Below are 14815 nucleotides of genomic sequence, written 5' to 3' on the forward strand. Positions count from 1 at the left end.
ATCATAAAAAGATTAAAAGAAATATAAAAAAGCGAATATTTAAGGATTTGTAAAATTTATTCCTAGATTTTTTTGAAGCTGTAGTGAGGTATTTGTTTTTAGCATAAACAATGGTATATTTTTCTAGGAGGTGACTGACTTGAAGGAAGTCGTTATTATAGATGCTGCGAGAACGCCAATTGGAAAGTATCGTGGCAGTTTAAGCAGTTTTTCTGCTGTAGAATTAGGAACAATCATTACAAAAGAACTGTTAGAAAAAACAGGTATCCATAAAGAAAACATCAATCAAGTAATATTTGGAAATGTATTACAAGCGGGGAATGGTCAGAATGTTGCCAGACAAATTTCTGTCAATAGTGGGATCCCTGTTCAGGTTCCTGCCATGACAGTCAACGAAGTATGTGGCTCAGGAATGAAGGCGGTTATTTTGGCTCGCCAATTGATTCAGTTAGGTGAAGCTGATCTAGTAGTCGCAGGAGGCACTGAAAGCATGTCACGTGCGCCACTGCTTCAGCAATATGAAGCAGAAAATGCAACTTATGAAGAGCCGATCTCAAGTATGGTCAATGATGGGCTGACAGATGCGTTCTCAAATGCACATATGGGCTTAACTGCTGAAAAAGTAGCGAACGAATTTTCCGTTACGAGAACAGAACAAGATCAATATGCGCTCAACTCACAAAAAAAAGCAGCTCAAGCTAGTGAAAACGGGGTATTTGAAGCAGAAATTATTCCCGTTACTTTACCTGATCAAAGAATCATGGATAAAGACGAAGCCATCCGAGGGAATAGTACACTGGAAAAATTAGGGACTTTGAAAACTGTTTTTTCCGAAAATGGGACTGTGACAGCAGGGAATGCTTCTCCGTTAAATGATGGAGCATCGGTATTGATTTTAGCTTCAAAAGAATATGCGATCAAACATGGGCTTCCTTATCTTGCAACGATCAAGGCTGTTTCTGAAATTGGGATTGATCCGAGCATTATGGGAATTGCACCTATCTCAGCAATCCAAACATTATTGAAAAAAGCAGAAATTTCTATTGATCAAATCGATCGTTTTGAGATCAACGAAGCATTTGCGGCTTCATCGATCGTGGTCAATCGCAACTTAAAACTAGCTGAAGAAAAAGTCAATGTAGATGGTGGTGCCATCGCACTCGGTCATCCGATTGGTGCAAGTGGTGCTCGTATTTTGACAACATTAAGTTATGGCTTGAAACGAATGAACCAACAATATGGTGTGGCTTCTTTATGTATTGGTGGAGGCTTAGGACTAGCCATGTTACTTGAAGCAAATCTAGAAACGGAACAATCAAGTGACCAAAAAAAAAAGTTTTATCAACTGACGCCTGAACAACGTCGGAGTCAGTTGGTTAGTGAAGGAATCATCAGTCAATCACAAGCTGATGAATTAAAAGTAGGAACACTCTCTGAAGAAGTAGCCAATCATTTGATTGAAAATCAAATCAGTCAAGTTGAGATTCCTCTAGGGATTGCACCTAATTTTCAAATCAATGGAATCAAAAGGCAAGTACCGATGGCGACAGAAGAACCGTCTGTAATTGCTGCAGCCAGTAACGGTGCAAAAATATGTGGAGACATTACAGCAATTACACCACAACGCCTGATGCGTGGTCAGATTGTACTATCAGGGGAACTGGATAATCGAGGTATAACTGATGCTGTCATCGCCAGACAAGATGAACTACTAGCATGTGCGAATGCAAGTTATCCCTCGATCGTGAGACGTGGTGGTGGAGTGCAGGAAATCGCAACAAGAAACTTTAAGGGTAATAATTTGGATTACTTATCGATCGATTTCTTGGTTGATGTAAAAGATGCGATGGGAGCTAATATCATCAACGCTATCTTAGAAGGTGTTGCCCAGAAAATACGTTCCTGGTTTCCTAAAGAAGAGATTTTATTTAGTATTTTAAGCAATTTCGCAACAGAATCATTAGTAACAGCTAGTTGTGAGATTCCCTTCGAGCGATTGGGAAAAACGATTGAAGCAGGAAAGAGAATTGCTGAAAAAATCCAACAAGCTTCCGAGTATGCTAAATTAGATGTTTATCGGGCAGCAACACATAATAAAGGGATCATGAATGGCATCGAAGCTGTCATTCTTGCTACTGGAAACGATACGAGAGCTTGTGCAGCTGCCGTTCATGCGTATGCTGCGAAAGATGGTGCTTACCAAGGCCTGTCAGACTGGCAAATGATTGGAGATAAGTTAATTGGACAATTAACGGTACCTTTGGCAGTGGCAACAGTTGGAGGAGCTTCTAGGATTCTTCCAAAAGCAAAGATTGCACTAGACATGTTGAAGATTGAATCAGCAAAAGAATTAGCTCAAATCATTGCTGCCGTCGGTTTAGCACAAAATTTAGCTGCTTTGCGGGCATTAGTGACAGACGGTATCCAAAAGGGGCATATGTCGCTTCAAGCTAGAGCCTTAGCGATCACAGTCGGGGCACAAGGAACTGAAATTGAACAAGTCGCTGAATTTCTAAGAAAAGCCGAAGGAATGAATCAGGACGTAGCTAGAAAATTTTTGATGCAATTACGTAAAAAATAAGTATTTATAAAAAAGAGAGACTGATTGGGATAACAGCAGAATGGATAAAAAGCTACTATATATTTATTATATTTATTCATATTATTCCTAGTCAAAAGCTCTCTTTTTTTGCTAATTGCCGGTAAAATTAAGGAAAAGGTTAAATATGACTAAATTTTTGCGAACTTTCTACGGGATGCTATTGTGAAATTGTTCGTTAAAGGATATACTTTTTTCAAATTTAATACTTGTTAGGCGAGGCTCCTAAACAAACATAGGCTATTGCGCAGAAACGTCGAAAGACGCCAATGTGTAAAACAGGAATTGTCGAATTAAGGCTCTTCATAAGATAGCTAAGAGAAATCTTTACGTTGTTTAGTGTCAAAACTCACACGATGAGATAGTTGTTGATGTACGCAACTTTAACAAATAAGCCGAAACTTCTAAAAATCTTTGCTGATTTTTGTGAATTTTCGGCTTATTTTTTGGAGTTGGATATTTACGCCACTTACTTGAAAATAAATCACAGCACATTTTGATCACGCTACTTTTATTTTTCCTCATGTGAAAGTGACTCCTTTTGCCTAATAGAAAGGATGGCAAAATGGATACTAGTTGATAACGGATGTTTTGATAAGAAGATTAGAGAAATTCTGGTTACGAAAACTTTCGTTTAAGAGGTGTTGTGTGTGAAATCAAAATCATTTGAGTTTAATTATGCGTTATTTTTGCCGATTTTTCTCTTTTATTTATTAAGTATCGGTGTGCAATATGGAGCAGCAGTCTACGACCAAGTGCCTTATAAAACTATTGTTTTAAAACAAGTGATCTTTTGCATTGCTTCATTAGGACTTTTGTTACTGACACAAAAAATCAAGACAGCGTTATTGTTACGATTGTCTCCTTATTTTTATGCCATTTCATTAGCAATTATGAGTTTGCTCTACAAATTTTATGATCCGGTGATGTACCAATTAACCGATACGAAACGTTGGCTGAGGATGGGTAGTTTTACTTTTCAACCTTCTGAATTGGTTAAATTGACTTTTGCATTAGTTCTCGTTTATTTCACCTTGCTTTATGAAAAGAAAGTCAGTGAACGTACCGTGAAAACGGATCTGATCTATGTCTTTCAAGTTCTGTTGATCAGTTTACCAACTTTCTTGTTGATGTATATGCAAAAAGATTTTGGGACAAGTTTGGTATTTATTATTTGTTTGGGGGCTCTGTTCATGATTGCAGGGGTCCATTGGAAGATCTTGGCCGTATGTGCTAGTTTTTTATTTATTATTGGGGTCATATTGATTTGTCTAGTTTTTACGAAATACGGTAATGAGATCCTTTATAGTCTGAACTTTAAGACGTATCAATTAGACCGGGTGAGAGCTTGGATCGATCCTTTTGCTTACAGTCAATCGATCGGATACCAACAATCACAAAGCTTATTGTCTGTTAGTGCAGGTGGATTTAGTGGACGACCAGCTGAAATACCACCAATCTATGTACCGGTACGTGAATCAGATATGGTATTTACTGTAATTGCCGAAACGTTTGGTTTTTTAGGTAGCGTGACCGTCGTTTTTCTATATTTCTATCTTTTCTACCAAGTTATTTACACTGCGATACAGACAAACAATAAAGGAAATCTATATCTAGCGGTAGTACTCGTATTTGGACTATTATTTCAAATCGTAGAAAATATCGGCGCTTCGATTGGTTTACTGCCTTTAACAGGAATTCCTTTGCCTTTTCTAAGTCAAGGAGGAACCTCCTTGTTGATCATGGGAGGCGGATTAGGTATGATTTTAGGTTTTAAAAAAGTAGAATAAGTCATTTGTTTAGTCAGATGAAGTTAGAAAGTAAGTGAAAGTTTTATGAGTGATTATCAACAAAAAGCACTGAAATTATCAATCGTTCCATTATGTCTTTTGATTGGATTGATTTTATGCGTAAAAATCAATCCTCCATGGTTCGAAACACTAGATTTAGCGGTTTATACAAAGATCGATTTACCTAATTTTCCACAACTAACAACGATTGTTCGTTTGTTTGCTAAGTTAGCAACGATTGGTCCGACCTTATGTTTCGCCTTTCTTTTTGCTTTTTATATTTGGAAAAAGAATTACCATTTGTTAGCGATTTGGAATATCTGTAATATCTTTGCGGTTAGTTTTTTTGGGTATATTCTAAAAAAGCTCATTGCACGAATCAGACCTGCCGTTTCACAATTGGAAATACGTACGAGTTACTCGTTTCCTAGTGGACATTCTTTATTATCCTTTGCGCTTTTCCTAACAATTATCTTATCGTTAAGTATTATTTGGAGTCGTCAGGATACCAGAAGAGTTGCTTGGTATTTTATCAGCTATCCATTGCTGATTGCAGCAACTCGATTATATCTAAGAGTCCATTATCCAAGTGATATTTTAGCTGGATTTTCGTTAAGTGCAGTAGTAGTTTTATTGTCTTATGTTGTTTGTTTCTCTTTTATCTCCACAGATTCAATATTGAAAACAAGGCAATTAGAGAAGAAAAAAACGCTTTTTTCTAAAAAGCAAAAAGTAGTTTTAGGTCTTTTAGTCCTTTTACTAGCAGTAATTATTTCTGGTGTCGCTTATGAACTGAATGTCTTTTATCATGCGCATGGGTAAGCTGGGAAAACATAACCAATAAACTAAGGGAAAGAGACCGCTTGGTTTTTTGGTTCTATCTTTTTTAAGATTGGTGAAGATTATTGACAACTTTTGGTGATTCAAAGTAATAGAAAAAATATTTTACTATAAAAAAATGAGCAGAGGGCAATTGCCTTTCTGCTCATTTAACATTTTATGATTTCTCATTACCGGCATCATTTGACAAAAATCCGTTTTTTGATGCGGTGGATAGATTTGTGAAACTGGTTATCTTTCTGAAATAGCTGTTGCAGCAAACTGTTCGATCAATGGGATCAATGTCAGTTTCACTTTGTATTTGCGTTCTAACGCTTTTTCAATTGTAAATTGGTTTTCTGCTGTCATTGAAATTTCAGCTAATTTACGTGGTTCATCTGAGGTTTTTTCATAGATGACTGCTGCATCCGCTTCTTTTTCTACATAAAATTTTGGATATTCCGCTACTGCGCTTGAAAAATCAGCGAAATTCAAAGCGGCAGTTTCAGTTGAGCGTTGTTTTTCAGTTGTTTCCGCTTTTGATACTTCAGCTGTTTTAGGTGATTCCACAGGTTTTGAGTCAGCAACTTTTGTTTCAGCAACAGGTGTAGAAATCTCTTGAGCAGTTGGTTCATCATTTTTAAGACGTTGATCATTCCAATAAGAAACGATTTCAATCAATAAGTTGTCACGGAAGCGTTCAAAGATGTCTTTTTCTCCTGAACGGATTCGTTTTAAGACAGTTGTGAAATTATCATCAATCGGTACATTGATGCGAGTATCTTCATTTGTTTTTCCTGCAAGTCCAATCGTTAAGATGTGGCGGTCTTTCGGATCAAGCATGACTTGTAAAGGTAAGCCGTAACGACGTAGACTTTCATCCTCTAAAGAATGAAATAATTGACTTCTGATTCCATCTAAAGAAGGACGGAATTGATTGAGTAATTTTTGTTTTTGTTTTTTCTTCATATGTTCTCTCCTTCGCTCATACCCTTTCGATTATAAGAAAAAAAAGATGAAATGAAAAGGATTATACGAAAAAAACTTAGATATGTATGTATTTATACGCATTTTTTTAGGAAAATATTTGTTTTTAACAGAAATGTTTCCTCTTTTTAGGTGTATATCAAAAGATAAGCCGATACGACACCGGCAAGAAAAACTCAGTGTGTATCGGCTTATCACGATCATTGAAGTCAGCTACGTTGTTTTGGAACAAGGAATCAAAGCAAAGACAGACAGTTCAGGTGAATAGATCACTTCATGTCCTTGCCAAGTCGTAACCATTAGCGAATGATCGAAACGGTTGGTTAGCTCTTGAATTTTTTGATCATGGGACCAGTTACGTGCTGGGAAGTGTTGGATCTTGTCTGGTCCGATCAAAAAGATAAAATCAGGATGAAAAGTACGAGTGATTTCTTCTGAGAGCCTTTCTAAACGTTCAATCGGAGTCATTGTTATCAAACATCCTTAAATTAAAATTGGGTAGTATCTGGATCTTTTGCTTTACCAACTACGCCATCTAATTGATCGATTTGTTGCATTTCTTCTTCTGACAGTTCAAAGTCAAAAAGTTCAGCATTTTCTTTGATCCGACTAGGAGTTACGGATTTTGGCAGAGGCAAGAAACCATGTTGTAAGGACCAGCGTAAAGCAACCTGAGCAATACTCTTTTGATGGGCTTTGGCAATTTCCTGCATCTCTGGTACATCGAAAATTTTCCCTGTGCCAAGTGGGCTGTAAGCTTCCAGGATCATTTCGTGTTTTTTGGCATAGTCAACGACTGCTGGTTGTAATTCACCAGGAGCTAAGAAAATTTGGTTGACCATTGGCATGATCTTGGCTGTTTTTTGTAACGCATCTAGATGATGGGGCAAGAAGTTGCTGACGCCAATGGCTTTGATTTTTCCAGCTTCATACAGCTCTTCAAAAGCTCGCCAAGTTTGGGCGTTTGCTTCTTCCCAATTGTCACGGAAAGCCACAGGATTAGGCCAGTGGATCAAGAAAAGATCAATATAATCTGTTTGTAATTTTTGTAGTGATTCTTCAAACGAAGACATCACTAAGTCATAACTGTGATTGGCATTCCAAAGTTTTGTTGTTAGAAAAATCTCTTCTCTGGGAATCCCACTTTCTTTGATCGCTTGACCGACGCTTTCCTCATTTTTGTAACCTTGTGCTGTATCAATGTGGCGATAACCAGCAGCTAGCGCTTCTTTGACTGAAGAAACTGCGACATCGCCATCCGGTGTTTGCCAAGTACCAAAACCAACAATCGGAATTTCATAACCATTTGATAAACGATACGTATTTGTTAATGAATCCATATTCTCAACTCCTTAATTTTTAGTTCACTTTTAAGTGTAGCGCATTTTCTCAAAAAAGGAATCCATTTTGTTTAGGAGACAATTATTTTTTTCAAAAAAAGGAAAATAATGATTTTCGTTCTGGTATTTTGTATTGATTTTCCGTAAACTAAATCAGAAGGGAATGAGAACATGGATATTTATTTAAAAAAAGCAATTATGCATATTATTGATCGTGAAACGGGATCACCCGTATTTTCTCAACAAGAATTGGATCTGACTAAAGAGTTTATTCGAGATTTTTTACAAAAGAAAATCCAAAAAATTTCTTCTGCACAAACGAAAACAGGACAGCTGTCACCTGAAAGTATGATGGCGAAACAAGTCCAGGACTGTCAAGAAAACTTTGTAGCAGCAAGTGAAGGGATCGTTCAACGCTGGTTTGAGATCTATCAAGAAAGCGAAGAAGCGCCAAGCGCTGATGTCTTTGTTGTTTTGTATGAAGTAGATACGGTGATGTATGTGGCTTTGTTAAAAGTCAATTACCGAGAATCCTATACACATTTTGTAGAGGCAGACGAAACAGGAATCGCCAATCAATTGATTTTGAATCGAGCGATATTGGGGGCAAAATCCCAAAAGGCAGATGAAGCGTTTGCGGTAGCATTAACTGATTTAACCTATGAATTGATTGAAAAAAAATATGAGTTTTCTGGAAAAAAAGAACTCTATTTTTCGGGGAGAGTCATCGAAAGTGTTCCTGCGCCTTCATTAGAAGAGAATGTCAAAGTGATCCAAAAAGTAGCTAAAAGTTTAGGGAAAAAATTTGAAACTGAAGAATTTGATCTAGTGGCTGATTTAAAAGAGGCTGTTTATGATACGATCGAGGAAAAGGGCAGACTAGACCATGAAATGATTGCGGAAAAAGTCTTCAAAGAAAATATCACAGCGAAATTAGCTTTTCAAGAAGAAGTCCAAGAACAGGGATTTGTTGCTGAAGCTTTGCCAGTCAGAGAAGTCCAAGAAATTTCTGAGAAAAAATTTGGTAAACAAAAATTCAAGTTATCCAATGGAATCGAATTGATCGTCCCTGTAGACGTCTACCGAAATCCAGATTTGATCGAATTTGTTAATAACCCAGATGGAACAATCTCAGTCATGATCAAAAATGTAGACGAAGTATTAAATCGTTTATAATTATTAAAAGAATGCTTATTCAGAGAATACAATAAAATGTAGCAGACAAGAAAAGAGCCAAGAGAAACTATAGTGAACGTTAAAAGTTGGATTAAAAAGTTAACTTTTTTCGGTCAGTATAAAGTTTTTCTTGGTTTTTTTGCAGGTGTAAACTATATAAGTAGTGCATATCTTTAGATGTTTCAGAATGACAGCTTTCTTTTTACCAGATAACACCATTTCTTTTATGAACTGATCACTAAGAGCAAAAGCCAAAATAATCACATCATTCTTTATCAAATAAAGAGAAAATGGTATAAAGGATAGGAAGAGATAACGAAAATATAAAGGAGTGTTACAAAATGAAAGTTGAACATATTGCTATTTGGGTTAATGATTTAGAAAAAATGAGAGCGTTTTATGAGAATTATTTTGCTGCAGAAAGTTCAGAGAAATACACGAATCCTAAAACCCGGTTTCAATCTTACTTCCTGAATTTCACCTCAGGAAGTCGGATTGAATTGATTACAAAGCCTTTTTTATCAGATCGTGCAGTCGATACTTTTGGTTATGCTCATTTAGCAATTTCAGTGGGAACAAAAACAGAGGTGGATTCATTTGCTGAAACATTTGTAAAAGATGGCTATCCATTGATCAGTGGTCCAAGAACTACGGGCGACGGTTATTATGAAGCGGTTATCCAAGATCCTGAAGGAAATCTGATTGAGTTAACGACAGATTGAGACAGATTACATCATACAAAAATATAGCAAAGGATAGGAAGCACATGGAATTCAGCGAAGAGAAAAAAATTGACCTTGATGCATTGTTCGCGCTCTATACAGCTGTAGGATGGTCAGCCTATACGAAGGACATCCAACAATTAGCTCTGGGAATCCAGCAGTCACTCGAAGTAATAACGGTATGGCACGAACAACAATTGATTGGGTTGATCCGTAGTGTCGGAGATGGCGAAACAATTCTTTATATTCAAGATTTGCTTGTTCATCCTGCTTATCAAAACAAGGGGATCGGGACACAATTAATCGAAAAAATGGTACAAGCTTATCCAAAAGTCAGACAAAAAGTTTTATTGACAGAAAATGAACAACGAACCCGTCGATTTTATGAAAAATGCCAATTTCAGTCGGTAGCGACACAAGAAATGATTTGTTTTTATCGCGAATATTGATAGTTACGAAAGAGCCCATTGTAGTGAAAACAAGGAGATAGTCACAACAATTACGCATGGTTGGCTGATGAAAAATTAGTCATTAATCAGCATAAGTGTTCTTGGTTGACTTTGACCAAGTTTGACGTATAATACAAATTGTTCGATACTTACAAAAAGTAAGACAGACAGATTCTTTTTGGATTTTTCCAAAGAAGTCTATAATGGACAACAGATGAGAGCAAAACTTTAAAGCTCTAAATTAATTAGGAGGTTTGTTAATTATGGCAAAAGAACATTATGATAGAAGTAAACCACACGTAAATATTGGAACCATTGGACACGTCGACCATGGGAAAACTACTTTAACTGCTGCGATCACTACAGTACTAGGTAAAAAAGGCTTAGCAAATCCTCAAGACTATGCTAGTATCGACGCAGCACCAGAAGAACGTGAACGTGGAATCACGATCAATACTGCTCATGTGGAATACGAAACAGACAAACGCCACTATGCACATATCGATGCACCAGGGCATGCGGATTACGTGAAAAACATGATCACTGGGGCAGCTCAAATGGACGGAGCAATCTTGGTTGTTTCTGCTACGGATGGCCCAATGCCTCAAACTCGTGAACACATTTTACTTTCTCGCCAAGTAGGCGTGAAATATTTGATTGTTTTCTTGAACAAAACAGATTTAGTCGATGATGAAGAATTAATTGATCTAGTAGAAATGGAAGTTCGTGAACTATTAAGCGAATATGGATTTCCAGGTGATGATACACCTGTTATCAAAGGATCAGCATTAAAAGCATTACAAGGTGATCCTGATGCAGAAGCAGCTATCATGGAATTGATGGACACAGTCGATGAATACATCCCAACACCAGAACGTGATACGGACAAACCATTATTGTTACCCGTCGAAGATGTATTTTCAATTACTGGACGTGGAACAGTAGCATCTGGTCGGATTGACCGTGGGGCTGTTAGAGTCGGTGACGAAATCGAAATCGTAGGGATCAAACCAGAAACGCAAAAAGCCGTAGTAACAGGAGTTGAAATGTTCCGCAAAACGCTTGATTACGGTGAAGCAGGGGATAACGTAGGTGTGTTATTACGTGGGATTCAAAGAGAAGACATCGAACGTGGCCAAGTGATTGCCAAACCTGGTTCAATTACACCTCATACTAAATTCAAAGCAGAAGTTTATGTTTTGACTAAAGAAGAAGGCGGACGTCATACACCATTCTTCAATAATTATCGACCACAATTTTATTTCCGCACAACTGACGTAACAGGAACAATTGTTTTGCCAGAAGGAACGGAAATGGTCATGCCTGGCGACAACGTAACGATCGATGTAGAATTGATTCATCCTGTTGCTATTGAAAACGGGACGACTTTCTCCATTCGTGAAGGTGGTCGTACAGTAGGTTCAGGTATCGTAACAGAAATCGAAGCCTAAGAACAAAGGATAGATAAATAAAAAAGACGCACGATTCAACAAGTCAGATGACTTTTAGAATCATGCGTCTTTTTTTCATCCATCATTAGATATAAGTTGTCATATTCAGCGTTTTTGTAACCATTTCTTTAAACCTACTAATCGCTTTTTATGGTCAACTGGTGCATTATCAATGATCAATAATGCGATCATGACATAGGCAATCCAACTGTCACGTGAATAGGAAGTATAGCGGGAAGTCCAATGAGTCGCATATTTATCTTTATACTCACGCAAGCCGTGGAAAGAGTAAAAATGTGAACCAAATTCATAAACTAAGTAAGCGATTCGTTCTTGAATAAAACTTTTTCTTGAGGTTCCAACGTTGGATAATGGCGCCATCCCCAAGTTGAAAAACTCAATCTGTTCCTCTTTCATATACTCAAATAAATGAAGGAAAAGATAATCCATACTTCCAGCTGGTGCTTTCTCAGGATCATAACGCATCAAATCAATCGTGCCGATTTTGTTATCTGTGTAGGTTGGCATGATCGAAGCAAATGCTACTAAGTCTTGTTGCGGGTCTTTTAAAACAGCGATCGGTGCCCGCTGTAGATAATCTTCTGAGAAGAACCCCAGTGAAAAACCTTTTTCTTTTCGGCTTCCTAACCATTGATCAGAAATTTGTTTGAGTTCAGTCATCTGTGTCGCAGAAAAAGGTGGCTGAATAATCTCAAAAGTAAAACCTTCTCGGTCAATCCGATTCAAGATCGCACGTGACCCTTTCATTTTCTTTCCAGAAGTAGTGAAATTGGCTAATTCAACATGTGCTTCTTCGCCCATTTTGATGAAATCATAGCCAAATTCATGTAAAATCATCACGATTTCTTCACTCGTTTCATAAAAGACGGGTAGGTAACACAAACGATCAGTTTCTTCAATAAACGCTTCGATAGCAGCAGGAAAATCTTCTTTTTTACCCGAAGGATCACCCATCACGATACATTTATTATTGTAACAAGCAAACTGTAATAAAACCGTTCCAACTTGGTCTTTTTCGTAAATAAACATGCGCTTGTCTTTTAAGAAAATCAATTGACTGTCAGAATTTCCGCCAAAGGTATGGAGGATATTTAACGCTTTTTCTTCATCCAACGGTTCGCCGACTTGCTGTTTCTTTCCTTGTAGGAAGTGGACGAAAAGAATGATGATAAAGCTTACTGCAATAATAGCAAATAATCCAGATAACCAAATCTTTTCTGACGGGAACAAAAAGAACGAAATAAAATGATGCTTACGATGAGGAAATGTTGGCAGATTATAAACACCAATAATGATGTAAAGCAACGCTAAAGCACCAATAATCACACCATCAATCGTCAACCATTCCCATGAATAAATGATTTGTTCTCTAAATAATTCATTTTTCGAAGCAATTACGATCAACAACAGTAACAATAGGAAAATAGCTGCAGTAAAGCTAAAGTCAATAATCGTCACATAAGATGCTGCTAAAAAGATCAGTGCAATAGTTGGCCAATAGGCTCTTTTGACTCTTGCAGCAATCCCACGCCCCATGATGACAAAGAGAAATCCTAACAACATACTTGGGAATTGAATAATAAAATGCAACCTTAACGGATTGATACTATGCAGCCAACGAAACTCGGTAAAAGCTTGTGGGATCGTTGCTGAAAGAACCATCATGATACCAGAAAAATATAAAAGGACGACGACGGCTTTATGAGCAATCTCTGTTGCCAGCTGCTTAGGAATACCAGAATAACGTTGATCAAAAGTTGAGCCAATATTCTTAAAGAAAAAGACGATCCCGATCAAAAAAGGAATAATGTAATAAAAAATTCGGTACAGTAAGATCCAAACGACTACAGTTGCCTTTGGCACACCTATGGCAGAAAGACCGATAATCATCATGATATCAAAACTACCGATTTCACCAGGAATCATCGAGACGATTCCGATAACTGAAGCTGCGATAAAGAGCGGTATCGTTTGCCACAAATCGACTTTGATATCCATAAGTGCCCCAACTGCTAGAAAGGTGAACAAGACACCAGACCACTCTAAGATCGAGACAAGCAGCAATTGTCCTTGTGTTTTTAATGAAAGTCCTCCGAGGTAGCCCTCTTTTTTTAAGGTAGTGACTACAAAAACAAGTGGGAAGTATAACCCACCACCGATCAACCAAATCCAATACTGCTTAATAAAAGGCGCAACCGGTGCAAAAAAGACCATAAAAAAAGAAATCAAACTATAAATAGACAGTCCAGCCATTAGAAATAAAAAGATCTTCGACAAAGCTTGCATCAACTGCTTACTGTCTTTTTTATGACCGTATAATTCGGAGCGTAATCCGATGCTGACAAAGCCGCCAAAACCGGCAACATTGTTGATGGTATTGATCAACCAACTTGTTTCAAATAAATAACTCTTTTTTAATTTTTGTCCCAACAAGCGGTTAAGGATGATGTCATACCCAATCATCGGTGCAACAGATAGTAATCCAACAATGAGCATCAACCCCGTCTTCCAAAGTGGGATTGTTGCAAATGTTTCGGCTAATTGAGCGATCGATAGTGTTTTGCCAATATTGATCAATTCACTAACGATAATGACAACCACAGAAATTAAAAAGATTGTTTTAAAGAGACCTAAATGGTTTTTGAACCATTGTAAGGCTTGTTTTAACAAAAAAATCACCTACTATTCTTATTATTCAGACAAAAAATCTAATACTTCTTGATTGAAACGTTGAGGATCTTTTCTAGCTAACTGATGTCCTTGTTCGTTCACTAAAACAAAAGAAGCATTTGGGATCGTTTTTGCTAGGTAAAGGGAGTGTTGCAGTCTGATCACATCTTTTTTTCCAACAATAATCAATGTTTTACATTTAATTTTCTCTAAATCTGCTGTTGAAAGACCGATATCTTTTAACAACAATTTGATCACCAACAAATTTTTTCTAAGCGATGGGCAAACTAAAGAAAGCAACCACATACCAATATAATGACAGTAGCTAAGCAGTCTCGCTGAGAATAAAACCCCTTTAACTAAAGTATTTCCTGAATTTAATATTAATCGATGTACTTTCTCTGGATAATAACTTGAAAAGACCAATCCAAGATTAGCTCCATCACTAAAACCTAGTATATTTGCTTTTGTAATTCCTTCAAGTAGCATGATGGTATAAAGATCTTCTGCCATCAAACGAAAAGACAAGGTATTTGCTTGATTCGTTGAACGTCCGTGACCTCGACTATCAATGAGATAAACGGTATAAAACTGACTAAAGACAGGAACTTGCTCTGAGAAGAAACGACCACTGCCATCATTACCATGGAGTAAAAACAGAGGCATGCCATTTCCGCTTTTCTCATAATAGATCTCTGTTCCATCAGTCATTTTTGCATATTTCTTTTCTTTTTTCACATAATCACCTACTGGTTAAAGTATAACGACAATTCTCCTATAAGAGCAATTGT

12 protein-coding genes and 1 riboswitch are annotated in these 14815 nt (G+C 37.2%); of the genes, 7 read left to right on the forward strand and 5 right to left on the reverse strand.

Annotated elements, in window-relative coordinates; all coding sequences use genetic code 11:
* The first annotated feature begins 139 nt into the window (after positions 1–139).
* From IGK91_RS04515 to IGK91_RS04525, 3 genes are all read left to right on the forward strand, one after another.
* The gene (locus IGK91_RS04515) at positions 140–2581 is read left to right on the forward strand and encodes a hydroxymethylglutaryl-CoA reductase, degradative (protein ID WP_010737332.1); all 2442 of its coding nucleotides are present in this window, start codon (positions 140–142) and stop codon (positions 2579–2581) included.
* Between the two features lie 219 nt (positions 2582–2800).
* Positions 2801–2968: riboswitch (M-box (ykoK) riboswitch) on the forward strand.
* 281 nt (positions 2969–3249) lie between these two features.
* Positions 3250–4389 carry an FtsW/RodA/SpoVE family cell cycle protein gene (locus IGK91_RS04520; RefSeq protein WP_010737333.1) on the forward strand — a complete coding sequence of 380 codons (1140 nt, stop codon included), beginning with the start codon at positions 3250–3252 and terminating at the stop codon, positions 4387–4389.
* 45 nt (positions 4390–4434) lie between these two features.
* On the forward strand, positions 4435–5211 hold the full coding sequence (locus IGK91_RS04525) for a phosphatase PAP2 family protein (RefSeq protein WP_010737334.1): 777 nt from the start codon (positions 4435–4437) through the stop codon (positions 5209–5211).
* Positions 5212–5460: 249 nt separating this feature from the next.
* Here IGK91_RS04525 and IGK91_RS04530 read toward each other — a convergent pair whose 3' ends face one another.
* The 3 genes from IGK91_RS04530 to IGK91_RS04540 all read right to left on the reverse strand — a co-directional run bounded on the left by IGK91_RS04530 (position 5461) and on the right by IGK91_RS04540 (position 7535).
* Positions 5461–6177, reverse strand: a complete 717-nt coding sequence (locus tag IGK91_RS04530) for a hypothetical protein (protein ID WP_081122892.1) — start codon at positions 6175–6177, stop codon at positions 5461–5463.
* Positions 6178–6408: 231 nt separating this feature from the next.
* Complete coding sequence (locus IGK91_RS04535; protein ID WP_010719598.1) at positions 6409–6663, reverse strand: hypothetical protein; 255 nt, start codon at positions 6661–6663, stop codon at positions 6409–6411.
* Between the two features lie 20 nt (positions 6664–6683).
* Entirely contained in the window at positions 6684–7535 is an 852-nt protein-coding gene (locus IGK91_RS04540) for an aldo/keto reductase (protein ID WP_034700247.1), read from the reverse strand.
* Between the two features lie 171 nt (positions 7536–7706).
* Between IGK91_RS04540 and IGK91_RS04545 the strand changes: the two genes are divergently transcribed.
* The 4 genes from IGK91_RS04545 to tuf all read left to right on the forward strand — a co-directional run bounded on the left by IGK91_RS04545 (position 7707) and on the right by tuf (position 11333).
* Positions 7707–8711, forward strand: a complete 1005-nt coding sequence (locus IGK91_RS04545) for a nucleoid-associated protein (protein ID WP_010719596.1) — start codon at positions 7707–7709, stop codon at positions 8709–8711.
* Between the two features lie 341 nt (positions 8712–9052).
* Positions 9053–9433 carry a VOC family protein gene (locus IGK91_RS04550; RefSeq protein WP_010737337.1) on the forward strand — a complete coding sequence of 127 codons (381 nt, stop codon included), beginning with the start codon at positions 9053–9055 and terminating at the stop codon, positions 9431–9433.
* Positions 9434–9477: 44 nt separating this feature from the next.
* Positions 9478–9882, forward strand: coding sequence for a GNAT family N-acetyltransferase (locus IGK91_RS04555; protein ID WP_010737338.1), 405 nt, complete (start codon positions 9478–9480; stop codon positions 9880–9882).
* A 263-nt stretch (positions 9883–10145) separates the two neighbouring features.
* On the forward strand, positions 10146–11333 hold the full coding sequence (tuf, locus tag IGK91_RS04560; protein ID WP_010719593.1) for an elongation factor Tu: 1188 nt from the start codon (positions 10146–10148) through the stop codon (positions 11331–11333).
* Between the two features lie 105 nt (positions 11334–11438).
* Here tuf and mprF read toward each other — a convergent pair whose 3' ends face one another.
* Together mprF and IGK91_RS04570 are read right to left on the reverse strand one after the other, a co-directional pair.
* Complete coding sequence (mprF, locus tag IGK91_RS04565; RefSeq protein ID WP_010737339.1) at positions 11439–14024, reverse strand: bifunctional lysylphosphatidylglycerol flippase/synthetase MprF; 2586 nt, start codon at positions 14022–14024, stop codon at positions 11439–11441.
* 21 nt (positions 14025–14045) lie between these two features.
* Positions 14046–14762 carry an alpha/beta fold hydrolase gene (locus tag IGK91_RS04570; protein ID WP_010737340.1) on the reverse strand — a complete coding sequence of 239 codons (717 nt, stop codon included), beginning with the start codon at positions 14760–14762 and terminating at the stop codon, positions 14046–14048.
* Positions 14763–14815: the final 53 nt, after the last annotated feature.

The sequence above is a fragment of the Enterococcus sp. DIV1208 genome (assembly GCF_050530455.1).
In the GTDB taxonomy this organism is placed as follows: domain Bacteria; phylum Bacillota; class Bacilli; order Lactobacillales; family Enterococcaceae; genus Enterococcus_B; species Enterococcus_B hirae.

Excerpts from the sequence above, each read along its gene's own strand:
- IGK91_RS04550 (WP_010737337.1), top strand. The coding sequence starts at position 9,053 with ATGAAAGTTGAACATATTGCTATTTGGGTTAATGATTTAGAAAAAATG.
- IGK91_RS04535 (WP_010719598.1), bottom strand. The coding sequence starts at position 6,663 with ATGACTCCGATTGAACGTTTAGAAAGGCTCTCAGAAGAAATCACTCGT.
- IGK91_RS04555 (WP_010737338.1), top strand. The coding sequence starts at position 9,478 with ATGGAATTCAGCGAAGAGAAAAAAATTGACCTTGATGCATTGTTCGCG.
- IGK91_RS04540 (WP_034700247.1), bottom strand. The coding sequence starts at position 7,535 with ATGGATTCATTAACAAATACGTATCGTTTATCAAATGGTTATGAAATT.
- tuf (WP_010719593.1), top strand. The coding sequence starts at position 10,146 with ATGGCAAAAGAACATTATGATAGAAGTAAACCACACGTAAATATTGGA.
- IGK91_RS04545 (WP_010719596.1), top strand. The coding sequence starts at position 7,707 with ATGGATATTTATTTAAAAAAAGCAATTATGCATATTATTGATCGTGAA.
- IGK91_RS04530 (WP_081122892.1), bottom strand. The coding sequence starts at position 6,177 with ATGAAGAAAAAACAAAAACAAAAATTACTCAATCAATTCCGTCCTTCT.
- IGK91_RS04525 (WP_010737334.1), top strand. The coding sequence starts at position 4,435 with ATGAGTGATTATCAACAAAAAGCACTGAAATTATCAATCGTTCCATTA.